Below are 19488 nucleotides of genomic sequence, written 5' to 3'. Positions count from 1 at the left end.
CTGTTCCATTTTTAAGTATTCATGGCATTATCTTTCTCAATACCTTGTTCAATATGCCTTCATTTCCATGCTTTTTCATCACTTCATCAAATATCTTTTCGGATGAGTTTTCGCATTCATACTGTATGAACTTCTCACAGAACCTGTCCATCAAATCTTTGGACTGGGCTTTGGTCTCTTCAATGTTCAATATAGCATCTTCAACCTCTTTTGATGTATATAGGATTGGTCCTGGAGTGTTGTCCTCAATGTCGACATATAATCCCCTGAGCTTTTCCCTATACTCAGCAAGGTCAAATGCGAAAAGGATTATTGGCCTGCCCAGTATCGCATAGTCGAACATGACTGAAGAGTAGTCTGTAATCATGATATCTGAAATAAGGTATATCTCCTCAACTGAATCGTAGTCTGTAAGGTCATATACGAAGTCATCCTCAGGCGGCTGCTTCCATCCTTCGGCCGAGAAATGGTGGAGCCTTAAAATCAGCACGTATTCATCTGAAAGTGACTTTTTAAGGGATTCCAAATCAAGCATCATGTCAAACTTGTTTTTCAATCTCCATGTAGGTGCATATAAAATGACCTTCTTGTCCATTGGAATGCCCATCTTTTCCTTTAATTTTTTAATGTCATCTTCATTGTTTTTTGTATAAAGGATATCAGTTCTAGGATATCCGTATTTTAAAAATTCCTTTTTAAAGAGGAAGCATCTTTCGGATATGTCTGCAACGAAATCACTTTGAACGGTGAGGTAATCCCAATGGCTGCATTTTTCTATGAACTCCTCTTCCCTTTTCTTGGTTGGGAAATCACCGGGAACGTCCAGTCCCAGGGTCTTTAAAGGTGTTCCATGCATGGTCTGGATTTCAATCTGGCCTGGCCTTTTGACGTAATGCTCATGGAAATTGACGTTGTTTACAAAGAACTTTGAAGTCGCAAGGTAATAGAAGTATTTCACGGAAAACCTTCTGACTCTCTTTCCTGATCCGTTGATTGGAATGTGCTCATCTCCCAAAACCCATATGCAATCCCAGTCAGGATAGTTCTCATTGATGAATTCATAGAGATATCTTGGATTGCAGCTGTATTTTGAACCCCACATGGATTCGAATATGATTCTTTTATTGTTGATAGGCAACTTGAGAAATGCCCTGTAGGTTAGTTTTGAATGCTTTAGCCTTTTTCCAGGAGTGTCCTCGTATATTGGCCAGTTCCTTATTGTATTAACCCTTAACCTGCTTTCATCTTCCCTGTGAACAATGTAATCATATAATCCTTTTTGATATGTCTCGTTATAATCGAATGCTATGTGCAGTGGAGTTTCAAAACCGTCATAGCCCACATACAGGTCATGCATTCCCTTGTAGAGGTTTTTGGTAACTCTCTTGTCTGAAAGGTCCAAATTGAACATGAGCGTATCGCCTGAAACTTTGGCGTCGCTTACATGGTATTTCTGCAGGTTCAATGCATCCTTGAAGTAAAGTTTTGCTGATTGCAAATCAGCTGATTGCTTTGACATGAGCCTGGCTGTTATTTCAAATCTGCCTCCGTTCTGCTTAACGTCTGATACCAAGGTAGTGTTTTCATACTTATAAATGTCCATGTAATAGTCCTTGGAAGGGTCAATTATTACCTGACCCTGCGGTGTGGCGAAAGCAAGGAGGTCCTTTGAAGTGTAAACGGCTGTTTCACCATCCTCATAGATTATCTTTCCCTTTATGTTCCTGAGCTGGTCGATTCCGATTGAATAAATGCTGTTCTCGCCATCCCAGTCAAACTTCATCTTGACTTCGCAGTTCAGGGAATCTTCAGGATAGTAAACAAAGAGGTCGCCATTAAATTGAGGTGAGTGTATGCACAGATTGCCGTTTTCTACTGTAACCTTATCGTAGCTTCTCTTCAATGGGAATATTTCAATGATTATCTCGTTTTTAAGTGTGTATTTGAATCTGAAATAGGTATTTTCATATATCCTAGCCTGCATGTTACTTGAATCGCGAACGTTTACCTTGGCTGATCCGGCAAAGAAGTTGTGATTGATGCCCTGTTGTGTAAATGAAACCATAATCCTGTTTTCTCCTGTAAAGTCAGGATTGTTGTAGAACTTGGAATATGGAATGTTTATCTTATAGCCTGCCTTTTTATAGGAGAACCTTCTTCCGAAACGTATGTCGAATGAAGTGAGGCTTCCGGTTTCGACATCCTCATATTCAAGAGGAATCCTTTTCCTGCTTTTTGCATTTACAAGCTCGAATGAATATTCTCTGTCAGAGTAATTGTCGATGTTCAAACCTGGAATTACACAGAATCCTCTGATTTCAACATTTTCCTCGCCGAACTTGACTTCCTGAAGGTATTTGAAATTGACGTTTTCCCTCACGTATCTGTCGATTGTGAATGGTGATTTCTTAAATAAATTCTTATCGGCGTCAAACATCACATGGCCACCTTTCTGATATACCTTTGTCACCTTCAATGTATCGAATTCGAAATTCAATACGTCATAGAGCTTCTTGAAGTCACCTTCCATAAGGTATTCGTATTCCAGTTCATCGAATTCGTTCAGGTTCTGGAACTCTTTTCTGTCAATGTTTTCATTGATGTATTCCTGAAGCATCCTGATGATTTCCTGTGATTCATCTTCCCTGAGGCTTTTGAGCTTGTTTATGAATATCTTCAAGTCTATTTTGAGCCATTTCATGGTCTTTACATGATGAAGATACTCATCAGCCACGTTTTCATCAAAGAACTTGTCAACCATTCTCATTACAGAGAGCCTGTCTGTAAGGTTCTTGGTTTCTGCTGTTGTCTGTGTGATGGATTTTGACTTTCCTTCCCTTATCCTCCACAAATAGCAGTTTTCATGTACTATTGAAACGTTATTTGCAAGAAAGTGCATAGGCATTGTTACAGGTATGTCCTCATATAATATTCCTTCAGGGAACTTGAAGCCGTGTTTGTCCCAGAAGCTGCGCTTTATTAACTTATTCCATGCTGTTGTATCATAAAAGAGTTCAGGAGATTCAGTGATGTGTGTAACTTCCTTTTTCACGTTGAATGCTGTCTGGTGGATGTTGCTCATCATTGTTCCCTTGGAGTTGAAACGCCATACGTTTCCTATGGTCATGTCGCTTCCGTTTTTAACCGCTGCTGTGTACATCCATTCGTATGCATTGGGTGAGATGACGTCATCTGAGTCAAGGAATATTATGTAGTCCCCGACTGCAAATTCGCATCCGTAGTTTCTTGCATGGCCCAATCCCTGGTTTTCCTCATAGTGATATTCTATGTTTTCGTATCTGTCCACATACCCCTTTGCAATGTCTGCGGTATCGTCAGTGGATCCGTCATCTATCAAAATGATTTGGAGGTTTCTTTCATAGCCGTCTGTAAGTTCCAAATCATTGATTGTCTGGGCCAATACGGAGTCTATGCACTCCTCTAAAAATTCATGAACATTATAAATTGGAATAATAACGCTTATTCTGGTTTTCATTTAAAAACTCCTGTAACTATACATTAATAAATATGGAAATTATTGTATTTAAAATTAGATAATTTGGGCACACTGCCTTGTCATTTTTCAAGTTGGCTTTTATTTTTCAAAAGAAAAAGGCGAAATCCCTGAATATATGCAAGCTTAAGCGGCAAATATCGAAAAATTAAAGCTCCGAATTTTCTATTTGATTAATTTTCTAAACTCTCTTAAGGGCTTTGTTATTTTCCAGCTGACTGTTGATTTAATCAGCTCATTTTCCTTTTTAGCTGAATCGAGTTCCATTTGAAGGGATTCAAGTTCTTCCTCTTTATCTTTCAATTCATGAAGGGACTGCCTTCTTTCGGCGGCCTTATTTTTGAAGTATTTTTCCTGGAAATCCAGGCAAATGCAAAACAGGTTATAGCATTCAATCGGATAATATTCCTTTACATATTCCCGGTAGCCGTCAAGGTTCAGGTTAGCCGGAAAGTTAAACCATTTTGAGCATAGGCTTCTGAAGACATCTTTAACCCCGTTTCGTGTGGTATCATCAACAATCAACGCTCCGATATTGGAGATTACATCAGTCTGCAAACTGTATTTTTCATTGGCGCTTATTGAAGAGTACAGCAATCCTGTGCAGTACATGGAGACCTCATTATCCCTGAACTTATTGTTCTTGATTTTTTTCATGTTCAAATGAATGTCATGGAAAACGACAACACATCCGTCCTTAAGCTGGGGAAGAGCAAGTATGTAAGTCAGAAATTCACCAGGCATGGCATGGACTGTGTCTATCACTATGAAATCGATGCCATCTCCAATCTCCTCATAAACATCAAGATAATCATATCCCCTGTATATCTTAAAGTTTTTCTTGTTTTCCACATCATCGGCCATGAATCCGGATAGCTTTGTGCTGTCCTTATACCAGTTTTCTGCAAGGTCAATGGAAAACAGCTGGGCATTGTCATCCTTCCAATTCAACAGGTTGACTGTGTTTCCTCCGGCAGAAATGCCGATTTCGACAATCTTTCTTGGATTATATTTTTCAATAAGATGCTTTATAAGCCAGATTTCCTCTTCGCTCATTTCCACATTTTCTGAATTGTCATTTTCGCTCAACTTTTCAGCTTTCAATTCGATTTCAGCCATATATCATCACGTAATGTATCATTATAATAAGGTTTAATGTTAATGGTACATAAATGTTATTCAAATCACATTGGAGAGCTCCAGCCAAAAGTGAATTTTCATAAATAAAGTTCGATTAATCGAATTAGATAAATCAAAGAGCATCTGAGTTAAATAATAACAAGTAAATCCTTTTAAAAATCTTGACTTAAAAGAGAATGTCTTCAATATTTTCGGATATTTTAATGTATTCATCAGAAATTTCCCTGACTTTTTTGGCCAGTTCGGATGAATCCGCCACAACTGTCCCGAATTTCGGCAATAGATTTTTCAAGACATTGGCGTTTGCCTTTTTAAATGTGTCCTCATGAATCCATATGACCGAATTGGAGTTGGATAATGCAAACATTGATGAAACGTTTGGATTGGTGGCGTCAAAGTCAATTATTGCCTTGAAATCAATGTTTTGGTATTGCTTGTCATAGGATCTTTTGAACAGTTTGTTTAATGAGTCCGGACATTCCATGTCACTTGATGCGAAATACCTATTGTAATCCTTCTTTTCGTCAAATGTAAGTGTCAGGTTGAATCTGAACGGCAGCAATTCAACATTTTCAGGAAGCCTTTCAATGATTTCGGCACAGTTTTCCTTGAAATATGCATCCCACTGGTTGTATGTGATGAATATATTGTACTTTTCACTTATTGTTTGTGCAAAGTTGATAAATGAATCTGTAATCTTTCCGGGATAAATAAGGATATTTTCTTTGGAGTTTTCGATTTCCCTTTCCTCACAGACCTTTTCATTGGTGAATATGTGCCTGCAAAGCCTTTCTGCGGCATCAATATTGTCGAAAATACAGAACTTTTTCAAAAAGTCATTATCATCATAATTTTTAGGTGTATTCAATTCGTTTATCAATGCATCAGCATCCTGAACCTTTGAAAACGGCAGTTCATCAAGCGGAATGTAGATGCCTCTTGAAGATAAATAATTTTCCTCATCATAATTATAGAGGATTATCTTTTTTCCCGTATTTGCAAAGTCAAAAAGTACGCTAGAATAATCTGTTATCAAAACGTCACAAACATTCAAAACATCATATGTCTCAAAGCCCTCAGGAAACGTAATCACATTATTGAAATTTGAATAGTCAATGTTAGATTCGTCATACGGATGCAGCTTAGCAATCAAAAGTTGATTTTCATCAAGCATTTCATCCATTTTGGCTAAAAACTCCACAATGAAATCCCTATTGTCATCGATTTTTTGAACTTCTCCCCTGTAGGTCGGCATGTATATGAAGACTTCCCTATCCTCAAATCCCAGTTTCTCTTTCACTTCTAAACGTCTTTTATCATCAAAAAACACGGCATTTCTCGGATATCCTTCAAGAATGATCTTTCCAGGATAGATTTTCTCAATCTGGTATGCCCTAAGCATGATGTCCATCATGTACTCATTCGGATATAGAAGATAATCAGAAGAAAGCAATGGGTGCTGGATATGGCCAATTGAAGCTATTTCTGAGGCATAATCGATTCCCATCAGCTTCAAAGGGGTTCCGTGCCACAGGTCAATGAAGACCTGGCCGTCCCTTTTGACATATTTGTACTGGATTCCGGAATCAGTGAAAATGTATTTGGCTTTCTCAAGAGTCTTTGAGGCTTCCTTTTCGGAGGTGATGATTCTGTCTATTTTAAGGTTGTAGTTTTTCTTGAACTCCTCAATCTTGAGCTTGACTGCAGGATTTGCAAAAACACAGATATTGAAGTCCCCATACCTTCCTGTGGAAATCTCTTCAATTATCCTTAAAATGTTTCCTGCAAAATCGCGTCCATTTCTGGATTCGAAATATATTAAACTTTCATCAATGTTTTCTTTGTAATATACATCATATATTGACGAATTGTCCTTACAATCCTTGATATTTCGAATCTTCTGTTTAAAACCCATGTTAATATGTAAGTATCTTTTAGTTAATATAATATTTCTTAGTGGAATCCTGAATATTTTCCTATATATGGAATCTTGCTAATCAGCATCACGACTATCCATAAGATGATGAAGATTGAAACTGTCAAAACGATTATCAGCAATAATGTCTGAGGGCCTGTGAAAGCATAGTTTTTAACGACTTCCCTTAAAGGCTCAATCAGAGTGTGGTGGAAAAGGTACATGCCGTAGCTTGCCATGCTGACAGAGAGGATGAACTTGCTTGTGAAGCTTCCATTCAAAAAGTTGCTTAAAGCCAGATAAAATCCGCTTTTGCTTTCATATACATATCTGAAGAAAACAAATACAGATGCGGCCTGAATGATCTGTGGAAGTCCCATGTCAATGTATGATGAGAGTATCATTGACCTTGTTGCCTCGTAGTTTTCAATTAGCTGCATCGGAACAGGCAGGATATGGCCTGACATCTTGAATAATGTTGTTAATATAAATAAAGCCAGAGCTATTGTAATGATTTTGTTTGTGCTTATCTTAAAGTCCTTGTTTGCAAGGTAATATCCTAAAACAAGATAAGCCATAGGGCTTACGAAGAGGTTCAAATCAATGTAATGCATTATTCCAAAAAGAAGAGTGATCTGATAGAATATGCAGCCAATAATTAGAACTGTGATGAAATATTCCAGTTCCCTGAATGATGAATGCCTGACGAACTTGGCCAAAATAGGAATTGCAAGATAGAGGCTTGCTATAGTCCAGAAGTACCAGTTGTAGTTCAATGGCAAATTGGAAAGCCAATGAACAAGGCCTGAAAATCCAGAAACAAAGCTCATCAATAAAAACAGAACCGCTGCATAAATAATCATGTATAAGATGAACGGATAAGTCAGCCTTGAAAACCTTCTTTTTAAAAACTCGTCTATCGGCATTTCCCTATTCAAAAGCAAAGCTCCGCTTATCATTAGAAATACCGGAACTGCAAACTCGAATATCTCAATAAAGCTCATCACATTGATGCTACCCAATGGTACATCTTTGAAGCTTTGAAACACGTGCAGGGCAACTACGCCGAAAATTGCCAAAAACCTTAAGGCATCAAAATACTTTATCCGCTGCATACTCTAAGATTTGTTCATTGACATATAAAAAATTTTAAAAAAAAAGTAATTATAAAAGAGCCTTGATGGCCTCTTTTACGTCACCCAAGTCTTCGGTAGGTTCGAACCTGCGAACGGCATTCCCTTCGCGGTCAACCAGAAACTTGGTGAAATTCCATTTGATGTCATTGTTGTCCTTGTAGTGCCTGTCGACGGCCTTCAAGACAAGTTTCAGTTTGGTTGCACCTTTTCCTGTAATGTCTGTAAAAGGCTGTTCGTTTTTAAGGTACTCGAACAATGGGTCTGCGTTTTCGCCGTTTACATCAATCTTTTCAAATATTGTGTATGGAACGAGCCATTTGGATCTGCAGACTTCAGTAATCTCTTCGGTTGTTCCAGGTGCCTGGCCTCCGAACTGGTTGCATGGGAAATCAAGGATTTCAAATCCTTCCTCGTTGAATTCATTGTAGATTTCATTCAATTCCGTATATTGTGGAGTGAAACCGCATTTGGTTGCTGAGTTGACTATCAAAAGTACTTTTCCTTCGTATTGGCTTAGGGAAACGTCGTTTCCGTCACCGTCTTTTACTGTAAAATCATATACTGACATGGTTATGCCTCCGTAATTGTATTTATTCAACTTTTGTATATTAATTTATCTATAATGTTAAACAATATTTAATCATGACACGTCAAGATAAAATTGTTAAAACAAGCATCATAGGAATCATCGTGAACCTTATTCTGGTTGCATTCAAGGCCACAATATGAATTCTGGTCAATTCCATCGCGATTACTTTGGATGCGGTCAACAACCTGACCGATGCACTGTCTTCAATCATAACAATCATCGGGACAAAGCTTGCAGGAAAGGCCCCGGACAAGGCCCACCCTTACGGATACGGAAGGATCGAATACTTTTCATCCGTAATAATCGCAGCCATCGTTCTCTGGGCAGGTATCACTGCGCTTATGGAGTCATGGCCTAAGATATTCAATCCCGACGTAACATCATATACAACAGTTTCACTCGTAATCATTGCTGTGGCGGTTGCAGTCAAGTTCGCCCTTGGAAAATACGTTAAAAATGTCGGTGAAAGCATCAACTCACAGGCCCTTGTGGCATCAGGAAGCGACGCATTTTTCGATGCAATACTTTCATTATCCACTCTGATTGCGGCAATAATCTCAATATTTTTTCACATATCACTTGAGGGAATATTGGGAGTCATCATTTCAATAGTAATCATCAAGGCAAGTATAGACATGCTTCGGGAAACCGTAGACAGCATGATAGGTGAAAGGGTAGACAGCGAGCTTTCAAGAAAAATAAAGGAATCAATCTGTGAAATTCCTGGCGTTTACGGAGCATATGACTTGACCCTTCACAATTACGGCCCTGAAAGCATGCAGGGGTCTGTTCATTTCGAGGTGGATGACAGCCTGAGCGCACTTGAAATCCACGCACTGACAAGACAGATTGCCGTAAAAATATATGAGGAGTTTTCCATTATCCTTACCGTGGGAATCTATGCAAGAAACGACAAATACTCATATATCAGAGACGAGCTTTACAACATCGCATCCGAATATGAGGAGATTCTTGAAATTCACGGATTTATAGTGTATGAGGATAAAAACCTGATTACCTTTGACATCATCGTCGACTTTGATGCCGACAGGGAAAAGGTCAAAAAAGAGGTCCTTTCTAAAATCAAGACCAAATATCCTGAATTCGAATATATCCTAATCGACGATTATGATGTTAGCGATTAAATACTTAAACTTACATAAATATTAGCAAGGTGAAAAAACAATGGAACTTAAAAATATCATTTTGGTTATCATTGCAATTCTCGTCATAGCTCTTGTTGGAGTCGGACTATATGTCCTTGACAATCAGGGAAATGACTTGAAAAACATCACTAACCTTAACGTTAGTTTGGATGATGCAAACAAAACCAATGTTACAAACGTAACCAACACTACCACAAACGCAACCAATGCAACCGTTGTTGGTGACAATACACCTAGAGCAAACGAAACTGCTATAAACAATACAACACATAAGGTATATAATCCTCAAACTGACTCATATGTGCCGGTTATCGGTGAAAAATTCGATGATGAAGTCAACAGATGGTATACCTACGACTCTGACGGTGTAAGATATTACAATACAAGAATTAACTGATGTTAATTCTTCTTTTTTTATTTTTTTCATTCAAGAAAAACTGCATTTACAAGGTTATCTCTATATGTGGTTTCATCCTTTAGGGATTCTATATGGTGAATGACGTCAAGCTTCAAATCCTCAAGCTTTATTCTGGTTTCTAGGTCATTGAAGTCAACTTCAAAGTGGATTAGACATTTCAGAATCATGTCATAGTCATAAATTGCCCAGTGGGGACCGTTTATGTCAATAAGCTGGATGGCCCACCTTGACATGATGCTGTTTATTATTTCTGATACGTTTTCCACGTCAAAGTCCTTGTCAAAAAATATTTCCTTCATTGGTACAGGCTCTCAGGTTCTATCTGATTAAAGAAGTTGCTGTTTTCAGCCAGGTTGTTTTCGTTTACAATGCCGAAGCTTACTATTTCATCCTTTCTAAGCGCCATAATCTGGCTTTCAAGGGTATCATCAGGCGGAAGTATCAGGAATGTGACCCATTCATCATCCTCTGATATGTATTTGCATGGCTCGAAAATCTGGAACTTGAAGATGAATGTAACCAGCAGATCTTCAATGTTTTCCTTCGGGCTTCTTGATGCTTCCTTTGCAAATTCCTTTTCCATTTCTAAAAATCTTTCCTTGTAATTCATGATATAACCTTAATATTCAATTTGAAATTCATTCCTGTACCTTTCCAAAAGCTCCAAATCCGGATTTATGAAACCCTCGGACAATATTAGCTGAACCGCCTGCAGGAGACCCTCATCGGTCAGCTTGTTGCAGCTTTCGAAGGCAAGCTGCCTGTAATCTGGCCTTTCTATTGTGTCTTTTAAAAACTGTTCCTTAATTTCCTCCCTCAAATCCCAGTCAAGAAAGCTTTCAAGAATGTCCTTGACTGAATTTGCAAAGGTATTTCCTATTGTTTTAGCTATTTCAACATGCTCTTCAGGCACCTGGCCTTGCAGGGATACGAATGATGAGTAGTCCTGATAGCCGAATATGGTGAATCTTCCCTCAACGGTATGGGCCGCATATTCATCGACCAGCCGGTTCAAGGGCGAGTCCGACAATATATATGTAACGAAGGATTCAGTGTACCCGTTTTTGGTGGTATCCAGTATGATGCACAGCGCACGTGTCAAAATCTCCTTTATTAAAAAGTGTGTGAGCTCATGGATCAGTGTTGTAATCTGAAGGGACTTGCGCTGACGGTCGTCAACGAATATTCTATTGTATTCAAAGTATCCCAGTGTTCCCCCGTATGACTTGAAATCAACTTCGACAAATGATTTGGCATAGAGAATTACCTTGTCGAGGATTTCCAGGTCGTCTAATTCAATATCATTTTCCTGAACCAAAATATCCAGGTTCTTGAAGGACTGCCTTTTTATGTTTCTTACAAGCGAATCGTAATCCCCACTATCGAAATCGAATCGGGATACAGATTCGGCGTTTTCCTTACAAAGAAGCCCATCAAAACTTTCATAATCGGTTGAACCTATAAACTCAAATTCCGGCTTTGATTCAATGTATTTGACGTCCACATAATCGGTTATGACTTTAAGCTTTACAAGACAATCAGGACAGTGGATATTATCAACACTGAACTTGCGGCCGCATTCCGGACATTGCTTATGGACATCCCTAACAATATCATCCAAAGGAAAACGTTCACATATAACATGGAATTCATTAACATCCTTCCTTTCAATGAACATGTCCTTAACGATTTCCTGTTTAAGAACATGTTCCTCTTCGCCTTTTGAATAGAGAACATCCTCTTCAAAATCATAGTCTGCCTTATCCGAAATAAGGTTTCCCAATGCCTGCCTTTTGTCCTCATCAAGGCGAGTGAACTTCCTTAATCTGTTGAAATCAGCCATATTATCTCATTATGAAAATGAAGTTAAGAATCCATACTACAATTGCAACAATGATTACGTATTTACCGTGTCTTTTGGCCTTTTCCTCATCACGTGTCATGAGGTAAACACCGATAATAAGTCCGATTATAGGCACCAATATTGCTGCGATATAACCTATAACGATAGCAATGGTATGGCTTTTTTCAGCCACTTGGGGAGTGTACTGGCCTGAAGCAGGGGCAAAGTCATTTTCCTTTTTATTTTCCAAATCATATCCGCACTTTTTACAAAATCTGGCGTTTTCAACTAATTCTTCTCCACAGTTTGGGCAAAATTTTGACATGTTAATCACCTATTGATAATATTTCTGATTTAATAACTAAATAATCTTACTGTTTAATTGGAAACATATAAAAGATTGACATTGACAGCTTCTCATTGTTTGCAAACCTTTCAAAGCCTAAAGAGTATTTCAAAAGGTTCAGTCGTGTAATAAGCACGTTGTCGCTTTCGGGATTTATGACAATGCCGTCCAAATCTTCTGTTAAAACGAAATTGACCAGCGTAGCAAGGTTAATTATCTGAGAATATTTGTGTTTTGTGGTATTTACAGCTCCCATTTTCTCTTCTGAAGTGAAAATTGTAGCGTATTTCCCGCCGATTCTGTCCACATGCATTGATGCCTGAGGTCCTATTTCCTGCATATCCACAATGCCGTTTTCAGGGTTCAAATCCAAATCTGAAAGCATCAAAGTCAAAAATGTGGCATTGCTCATCTTTTCAAAGAGCAGCTCATTGTTTCCGATATTTGCAGAATCAGCAATGAACTCTTCTAAGGATGTATTGTCGATTGAATCCTTCAAATCCTTCAGTTCCTCTTTGGTGTATGGATTAGAAGAGTAGAAGTTGGTTTTCGGAATGTGCTTTATGCTTAATATGAATTCCTTTTTAAAAAGATACTTTTCTGAAGATGGATTCAATATATACCCTTCAATGTTTGAAGTCTTGAGGATGTTCTGGTAAAGCTCAAATGAGTTCTGGATTACCTGGATGTCCTCATCCTTAAAGAACTTGTGAAACTCATCCAGATCAGTAAAAAGCGGTGTTATCTTTCCGTCCTCATCCTCGTAGATGATGAAGTTAAGTGTTCCGTTTGCCCTTTTGGCCGGAATGTAGAGATTTGAATATCTGAATTCATTAATCAGTTTGAATGTCAGCTCTTCTGTAAGCTGATTGCCGTTTGAATAGATGTCCTCTATTACATTTCTCAGGTGTTTGTGATTAGTCATTGGTCTTATTTTGTTTTAGATGATATTTATTGATTGCTGATGACTTCTAATTAGAAATCATCATCGTCATCTAAAAAGTCATCATCGAAATCGCCGCCAGTCCAGTCCTCTGAATCGGACAGGTCAGATCCGCATTCAATGCAGACTGCATTTGATGAATCGTTAAGACATCCGCATACGTTGCATGTTATCATTTTATCCCTCCATCAAGAACATGTGAAATATTGCTGAGTTGAGCCTTGAATCGTTGCAGGTCTTCTCCAGAATGTTTGAATACTCCAAAAGCACATCCCGTGTAAGCATGACGTTTTCCGAATTCGGGTTTATTATGATGCCGTCCATGTCGTCATTCAGGATGAAATTGGTCATCTGGGAGAAGTTGACAATCTGCGAGTACTTCCTCAAGGGGGTTGAGACATTTTCAATCTTTTCTTCAGATGTATAGACTGTAGCATAGTTTCCGCCGACATCATCAATGTACAGGAATCCCAAAGGTCCTGTCTCAAGCATTGATATCACACCGTCTGTTGCCATTGAAGTCAAGTCATCGGCTGAAAGCATGAGCGTCAGCAATGTTGATGAGGAAATCTCACAGAAGAGCTCTTCATACTTACCAATATTATCGGGATTTCTTATAAACTCTTCCAATGAGTCATTGTTAATTGAATCTTTCACCCTTTTTAACTCGCTTGAGCTATATGCATTGTCAGGTGAATATGTGTTTTGCGGTAACTCATCAATTAAATACAAAAGGTCTTTTGTTAAAACCATGAATTCACTTTCAACATTGATAATATAGCTCAACATATCTGATTTGCTTAACTGGTCAATATAATGTGCGAATGGAAATTCGCGAGCCTGCAAGTCAAAGCCCGGAAAGACTTTTTGAAGCTCATCCATGTCTGTGAAAAGCATTCCGAAATCTCCCTTATCAGTCTTCACGGTCATGATGTTCATGTTGTCGCCATTAATCTCGCCTGCAACAAGAAGGCAGGAGTGTGTGAGCTCCCTTATGAACCTTTCAACGGTTTCATCGGGAATTTCCTCCTGCATTGTTTCAATCTCTTCCATTGCCTTTCTTAAGTATTCATGTTTGATGGTTGGTTTTCTCATGGTATCACCTTGGTGTCAGTTATCTAAAAAATATTTATCCAGGAATTTTCTTCCTATAGCACATGTCTCAGAGCCCAGATTTATCAAAAAGCCCTCAAAGTCATCATCCAGCAGATCTAATATCATATTGAATGGATTTGTTCTGGGCTTGATATCCTCCTTAACATAGTTTTCATATGCCTCTTTGTCTGTAAATAAAAGAATGAAGTCATGTTTTCCATCCGAAACTGTCATTATCGAGAGACGGTTATCTATGACGTCAAGAGGAATCAAAAGGGATGAATTCATCAGTTCAACTGCAAAAAGGGATTCCTCAATGCCAATCCTTTTATGTTCCAATTGTAATTCCTCTATTTTTACAAACAGTTTTCTCATCTCGTCATGCCTGATTGAATCAATCATCTCATAATAATCAATTCCACACTTATCACAGTTTTCATCGACGTGGATTATTCCACCGCATTTAGGACAAATCATCTAGATTCCTCCCGGAATTTGACGCTTGAATTGTTTGTTTTGAATTAAATATGGTCATGGTTTTACTCCTAAAAATTCTTTGGTGTTTGAAATATTGTGTGCAAGTGGTAAATAAAGTTTTGTTTTTTTTTAGAAAATTTATAACCTATTTGCGATTTCTTTTTTCAATTCTTTAACCAATTCCTCATCGTCAACATCTTCTTCATTTTCTAATTCTTCTTTAGCTTCCAACATGAACCCATTTTTAACCCAAAAATCATAATCTTCTCGACTGAAATGTTTTCTACTTCTTTTTAAAATGTAATTGAGTGGAATATCCTCATTTAAAGCTTTTTGAACAATACGGGATCCTGGATTAACATAACCCTCATAGTACAATTCTGCAAAATCCTTGAATTTTTCATCACCGGACCTTCCTTTTAAAAACCAGTCATAAACATCATTTACACTTACATTTGCCTTATTTGCAGCTTGCTTGGTTGTCATGTCCTGTTTTAATGATTTGATGACTATCTCAAATTTTTCATCAAATATGATTTCATCGATATCATTTGGAAGTTCGTTCTCATCCAATCCTGAATTCTTTAATGCCTTGGACTGAGTTCTGCCTTTGATTATCTCTTTGACATATCTTTCCAGTTTTTTATCATAATAGTTATTATAGAACTCTGAAAACCTATCATCACCATTTTTACCCAATTCATAACATTCAGCCAATTCTTCTTTAGTTAAATCAGCATTTCTTAAAGCTTTTGACTGGTCTTTACCCTTATTTATATTGTTCATGAAAATGTCAATTTTTATGGCGTAATAAGACTGATAGAATTCCTTAAATCTGACATTACCCTCAATGCCCAGTTGACAACAATAGTCAAGTTCCTCTTGAGACAGTTCAGACATTTCTAAAGCCTTTTTAAGGGGCTTGTGCTTAAGTTCATCCAGAAATATTTCAAGTTGTCTTGGAAGAGTTTCAGTTTCATAATAATCATATAATCTTTTATAATCCCCGTAACCCCGTTTTCCAAGATCTAAATAGGTGTTAATACGGTTTATACTGACATCGGCTGTTTTGGAAATCTCCTTTTTGGATTGTTTGTTTTTAAATCCAGCATATATTAAATCAACAATGACAAGGATATGTTTGTTTTTAAAGTTTTCACATATGTCCAAAGTCCTGTTAAACCAGCGTTCAACATGCTCATATTCAAGTCCTATTGCTGATGCTGCTTCCACTTTTGTTTTTCCTTTCCTTCTTTGGTTCAGGAAATTATGCATCAATATTTCGGTAGACTTCAAATAGAATTCGGAAGACATATCCTTTCCATACCATAGATAAAAATCATCAACGGATACCTTAGCAAGCTTGCATGATGTTTCAACATCATTTGTCTTCAAATACTCTATCAGATGTTGTTTTCTTTGCTCGAGTTCCTGATTTCTGATTTTTGAAAAATCATCCCCCTTGAATTCGGAAACTTTAACTAGATCATTATATTCCTTAGAGGTCAATCCGGCAATTTCAATAGCTTCATCCCTTGTTTTACCTTCACTGATTGCTTTTATAAGCAAATCCTTTTTAATGGCGTCGAGATTTTCCAAGAAATCATTATCTGTTTTGGACCAGAAATCAAAGATGGACTCATCTACATTAAGTTCTTTTCGTATGTCACTTTCAAGAAGACCCTTTCGTTTTAGTTCAAGATAATCTTCCTGAAGCAAATCGTTAAAGACAACAAAAGATTCGATTATTTCACCCTTCTGATACTGGCCCATTTTAATCATGTACCATCTTTGAAGTTCGCTTTCAGTGATTGTTGTATATTCAATGCTCTTTTGTATATCTTCAGTCGTTAAGATGTCCTTTTCAAATTTATCCAATATTTCATGATTGATAACTTTGTAAAATTGATAAAATGGACTTATTTTATGACTTCCTTGCTTATATTCTTTGGTCTGTTTGATTTCTGATGGTGAAATCTTATCCTCCCTGAATTTTGTAATGAGCTCTCCGATTGACAAATATTTGTTAATCTTATCCATGTATTTGTCAATGTTCATGTTGTTAAATGTGATGTCCCTTCCCTTCACAATCAATAGATTCTGTCTGGAAAGATATGTTATGAGCTGATTGGCATAGGCTTCAGCAATTCCAAACTCAATCAAATCCTCTTTTGAGAATTTGGAGTCCTTTCCAAAAGCATTTCTCATGGAAATGAAATTGTTTGCATTGTCAAGCTCGCGGTTGCACTCCTCACAACAAAGTGAATAGCTATAATGGTTAGGGTTGCCGCATATTACGCAATAATCATATTTTATGTCAATAATCTCATTGAAATCAGGTACCTTCAACTGCTCAAGCTCATCATCAGACAAATCCAATTCCAATGGTTTGAAATCAGGAATTCCTTTATATCTGTCATATTTTCCACTATAATCCCGATAGAATTTCTTTGCAATATAATATAGCTTTTCGTGCAGGTTTATTGCATCCTGGTACTCATGCTTTTCTATTTCATCAAAATCATCATGAATCTTTTTTCTGTAATTGTATGCACTTCTGATCTTTTCCCTGTATGTATTGGACATTTTCAAATCAGATCTGAATACCGCGTCTACCTGTTCGGTGAATGGTTTTCTAGAGTTGTATTTTAACCCAGCTAAGGTGAGTAGCTTTTTTAATATGTGTTCTAGAAATGTTGTAGCATCTGCCTTTACACCGGAAGGGGATGTATTAACCTGCGCCTCAATACGATTTCCAAGTTTCCATAATGTATTGTCATAATCCTTTAAAAAATCAAAGTTAGACACTAATAACACCTCTGTACTAATATTGTGTCAATATAATATTTAAATAGTTTGAAAATAAAAATAAGAATAAGGTGAAACAATGGATAAAGCCCTTAAGGATTTTCATGACACATTGATAGAAAATTTAGAAACATATACAGGAGAATATGAATCCTTCATCGATTACGGACCGCTCTTATTTAAGCTTTTATGCGATTTACTGAATTCCGATATTGACTCCTCTTTGAGACTGCCAATTTGCGGTGCAATTGCGTATTATGTGACTCCTGATGACGTGATTCCTGAAAACATCTACGGCCCTTACGGATACATCGATGACATTTACCTATCAAGCCACGTTTTGAAAATGGTCGGCGATATTCATGGATATGAGTTCATTCAGGAAATCAGCTCAAATGAAAATATTGAAAGTATTCTGAATGAATGTGAAAGCAAGTCCGTTGAAATACTAAATGATGATGAAATCAGAAATATTCTGGATTATATTGGTCTTTAAACTTCATCATCATTCAAGTTTTATCAATTATATAATCAAAAATTTAATCCATTTAAATATCCAATAATCTCTCTAAATCTTCAATAGAAATGTTATATCGTCTTAAAATAGTATCAGTATATTCTTTTTTAATGTGTTCATCATCAAAAATTATTCTTTTTGTAAATTTAATTGATTTAAATCCAATTCCTGAAATTTTAAAATTACATTTTTTATTGTTAACTAAAACTGAAATATCAGAATTTATAATGTTTTTTTTCATTTTTAAAGATTTATTTTTCAATTTTGATTTATTTCCTTTATTAAAACCTATTAATTTTTTAAAAGCCTTTTCCAAGGGGTCATTATATTTCAACAAATATTCGTACCATATATATAACTCCAATTCTATTTCATTAAAAAATCCATCATCCCTTATTTTAAAATAATAATCAATGTCTTCAATTGGTATTGGAATTGAATTAGAATACCAATATTTGTAATCATTTCCACAATAAAAATGATTAAATTCATTTAAGCCAATTAAATCTTCAGAATTAATTTTATAGTGTGAATCATCTAATTTAAAGTCTTTTTTTAATTCTTTAATGAAAACAGAATAATTATTCTTTGGATAAATTAAGTAAACATTTTTACGGGTTCTTGTTAATGCCACATATAATAACCTGCGTTCTTCTGCAAATAAATAATCTTCTTTTTCTTTAATAAAATTAAGAACAGAATCATCATCCACTTGATTTGGAAAACCATAGTCATAATTTTCAAAATTAAGTACAATTACTTCATCCTTTTCCAATCCTTTAGATTTATGAATTGACATGAAATAAATCGTTATATTAGCATTTTTAGAATATTCTATTTCTTTATAGTTTTTATCTCCATAAACTTGTTTAAATAATCGATTATTAATTAAAAAATTAATATCTTTATTTTTACGACCTAATAAAAGAATTTCTAAATTTTTTTTAGGATTAGATTCAATTATTTCTTGAATTACTTTCTCAATATATAATATTTTATTTTCTTTTTTATCATATGGTACAAGTTTAATCGGATCTATATTAATAGGATTCTCGTTTTTGTAATATTCTAACTCCTTTTTTTCTTGATTTTCATTTCTACGGATAAAAGTACTAGAAATATCAATTAAAGCCTGGCAATTACGGCGATTTTCACTTATTTTAATAGTCTCTGAATTTGGAAAATACTTATCAAAATCAACAAACAACTTTACTTCAGACCCATTAAATCCATAAATTGATTGCCAATCATCTCCAACCACAAAAAGCTTTGAATTATTGATTTTTTGAAGTTCCTGTAATAATTTACATCTAACATAATTAATATCTTGATACTCATCTATGAAAATATATTCATAATATTCTTTAAACTCACCATTTTCAATTGAATTGAAAGCATTTGTGACTTCACGATTGTAATACAAACCACCATCCTGATTCCATAAGTCATAATCTTCGTAAATCTCTTTTATAATATTTAAAAAAATGTCATGCTTTCTTTTAAGGTATAGATTTTTTTGTGAACAATTTTCTTTTTTAAAATCATCTACAGCTCTATATATGGAATCAAACAAATTCTTTT

At 36.2% G+C, this 19488-nt stretch carries 19 protein-coding genes; 3 read left to right on the top strand and 16 right to left on the bottom strand.

Annotated features, from left to right (window positions below):
- Positions 1–19 precede the first annotated feature (19 nt).
- The 6 genes from Q0W25_RS01980 to Q0W25_RS01955 form a co-directional block, all read right to left on the bottom strand.
- Entirely contained in the window at positions 20–3496 is a 3477-nt protein-coding gene (locus tag Q0W25_RS01980) for a bifunctional glycosyltransferase/CDP-glycerol:glycerophosphate glycerophosphotransferase (protein ID WP_298518295.1), read from the bottom strand.
- Between the two features lie 183 nt (positions 3497–3679).
- Positions 3680–4633, bottom strand: a complete 954-nt coding sequence (locus tag Q0W25_RS01975) for a class I SAM-dependent methyltransferase (RefSeq protein WP_298518291.1) — start codon at positions 4631–4633, stop codon at positions 3680–3682.
- Between the two features lie 187 nt (positions 4634–4820).
- Positions 4821–6569: a CDP-glycerol glycerophosphotransferase family protein gene (locus Q0W25_RS01970; protein ID WP_298518278.1), complete on the bottom strand. Its 1749-nt coding sequence runs from the start codon at positions 6567–6569 to the stop codon at positions 4821–4823.
- 38 nt (positions 6570–6607) lie between these two features.
- Positions 6608–7684: an acyltransferase gene (locus tag Q0W25_RS01965; protein WP_298518277.1), complete on the bottom strand. Its 1077-nt coding sequence runs from the start codon at positions 7682–7684 to the stop codon at positions 6608–6610.
- Positions 7685–7733: 49 nt separating this feature from the next.
- Positions 7734–8273, bottom strand: a complete 540-nt coding sequence (locus tag Q0W25_RS01960) for a glutathione peroxidase (RefSeq protein WP_298518275.1) — start codon at positions 8271–8273, stop codon at positions 7734–7736.
- 82 nt (positions 8274–8355) lie between these two features.
- Positions 8356–8505, bottom strand: a complete 150-nt coding sequence (locus Q0W25_RS01955; protein WP_298518274.1) for a hypothetical protein — start codon at positions 8503–8505, stop codon at positions 8356–8358.
- Here Q0W25_RS01955 and Q0W25_RS01950 point away from each other — a divergent pair.
- Both Q0W25_RS01950 and Q0W25_RS01945 read left to right on the top strand, forming a co-directional pair.
- Positions 8462–9439 (top strand): cation diffusion facilitator family transporter, encoded by a 978-nt coding sequence (locus Q0W25_RS01950; RefSeq protein WP_298518273.1) that lies wholly within the window; start codon positions 8462–8464, stop codon positions 9437–9439. The genes Q0W25_RS01955 and Q0W25_RS01950 overlap by 44 nt on opposite strands.
- 40 nt (positions 9440–9479) lie before the next feature.
- Entirely contained in the window at positions 9480–9857 is a 378-nt protein-coding gene (locus Q0W25_RS01945) for a hypothetical protein (protein ID WP_298518272.1), read from the top strand.
- 26 nt (positions 9858–9883) lie between these two features.
- On the opposite strand, the gene Q0W25_RS01940 is transcribed toward Q0W25_RS01945, so the two are convergent.
- From Q0W25_RS01940 to Q0W25_RS01900, 9 genes are all read right to left on the bottom strand, one after another.
- A complete protein-coding gene (locus tag Q0W25_RS01940; RefSeq protein WP_297824816.1) occupies positions 9884–10177 on the bottom strand; it encodes a hypothetical protein in 294 nt (97 codons plus the stop codon).
- Positions 10174–10488: a hypothetical protein gene (locus Q0W25_RS01935; RefSeq protein WP_298518271.1), complete on the bottom strand. Its 315-nt coding sequence runs from the start codon at positions 10486–10488 to the stop codon at positions 10174–10176. The genes Q0W25_RS01940 and Q0W25_RS01935 overlap by 4 nt, the downstream gene beginning before the upstream one ends.
- Before the next feature lie 9 nt (positions 10489–10497).
- On the bottom strand, positions 10498–11721 hold the full coding sequence (locus Q0W25_RS01930; RefSeq protein ID WP_298518270.1) for a hypothetical protein: 1224 nt from the start codon (positions 11719–11721) through the stop codon (positions 10498–10500).
- A gap of 1 nt (position 11722) precedes the next feature.
- Entirely contained in the window at positions 11723–12046 is a 324-nt protein-coding gene (locus tag Q0W25_RS01925; protein WP_298518269.1) for a zinc-ribbon domain-containing protein, read from the bottom strand.
- Between the two features lie 46 nt (positions 12047–12092).
- Positions 12093–12992, bottom strand: coding sequence for an SseB family protein (locus tag Q0W25_RS01920; RefSeq protein ID WP_298518267.1), 900 nt, complete (start codon positions 12990–12992; stop codon positions 12093–12095).
- 50 nt (positions 12993–13042) lie between these two features.
- Positions 13043–13186, bottom strand: a complete 144-nt coding sequence (locus tag Q0W25_RS01915; RefSeq protein WP_298518263.1) for a hypothetical protein — start codon at positions 13184–13186, stop codon at positions 13043–13045.
- 1 nt (position 13187) lies between these two features.
- Positions 13188–14105 carry an SseB family protein gene (locus Q0W25_RS01910; RefSeq protein ID WP_298518260.1) on the bottom strand — a complete coding sequence of 306 codons (918 nt, stop codon included), beginning with the start codon at positions 14103–14105 and terminating at the stop codon, positions 13188–13190.
- 15 nt (positions 14106–14120) lie between these two features.
- The gene (locus Q0W25_RS01905) at positions 14121–14582 is read right to left on the bottom strand and encodes an SseB family protein (protein WP_298518258.1); all 462 of its coding nucleotides are present in this window, start codon (positions 14580–14582) and stop codon (positions 14121–14123) included.
- 138 nt (positions 14583–14720) lie between these two features.
- The gene (locus Q0W25_RS01900) at positions 14721–17390 is read right to left on the bottom strand and encodes a hypothetical protein (protein WP_298518251.1); all 2670 of its coding nucleotides are present in this window, start codon (positions 17388–17390) and stop codon (positions 14721–14723) included.
- A gap of 79 nt (positions 17391–17469) precedes the next feature.
- Here Q0W25_RS01900 and Q0W25_RS01895 point away from each other — a divergent pair, with 79 nt between their 5' ends.
- Positions 17470–17886 carry a DUF1232 domain-containing protein gene (locus Q0W25_RS01895; RefSeq protein ID WP_298518249.1) on the top strand — a complete coding sequence of 139 codons (417 nt, stop codon included), beginning with the start codon at positions 17470–17472 and terminating at the stop codon, positions 17884–17886.
- 52 nt (positions 17887–17938) lie between these two features.
- Here the strand turns inward: Q0W25_RS01895 and Q0W25_RS01890 are convergent.
- Positions 17939–19488: 3'-5' exonuclease (locus Q0W25_RS01890; protein ID WP_298518247.1), on the bottom strand; the 1550-nt coding region annotated here is incomplete at its 5' end.

The sequence above is a fragment of the uncultured Methanobrevibacter sp. genome (genome assembly GCF_947166415.1).
In the GTDB taxonomy this organism is placed as follows: Archaea; Methanobacteriota; Methanobacteria; order Methanobacteriales; family Methanobacteriaceae; genus Methanocatella.
Note: the sequence above shows the minus strand (reverse complement) of the source record. Positions and strands in the feature narration are given on the sequence as shown.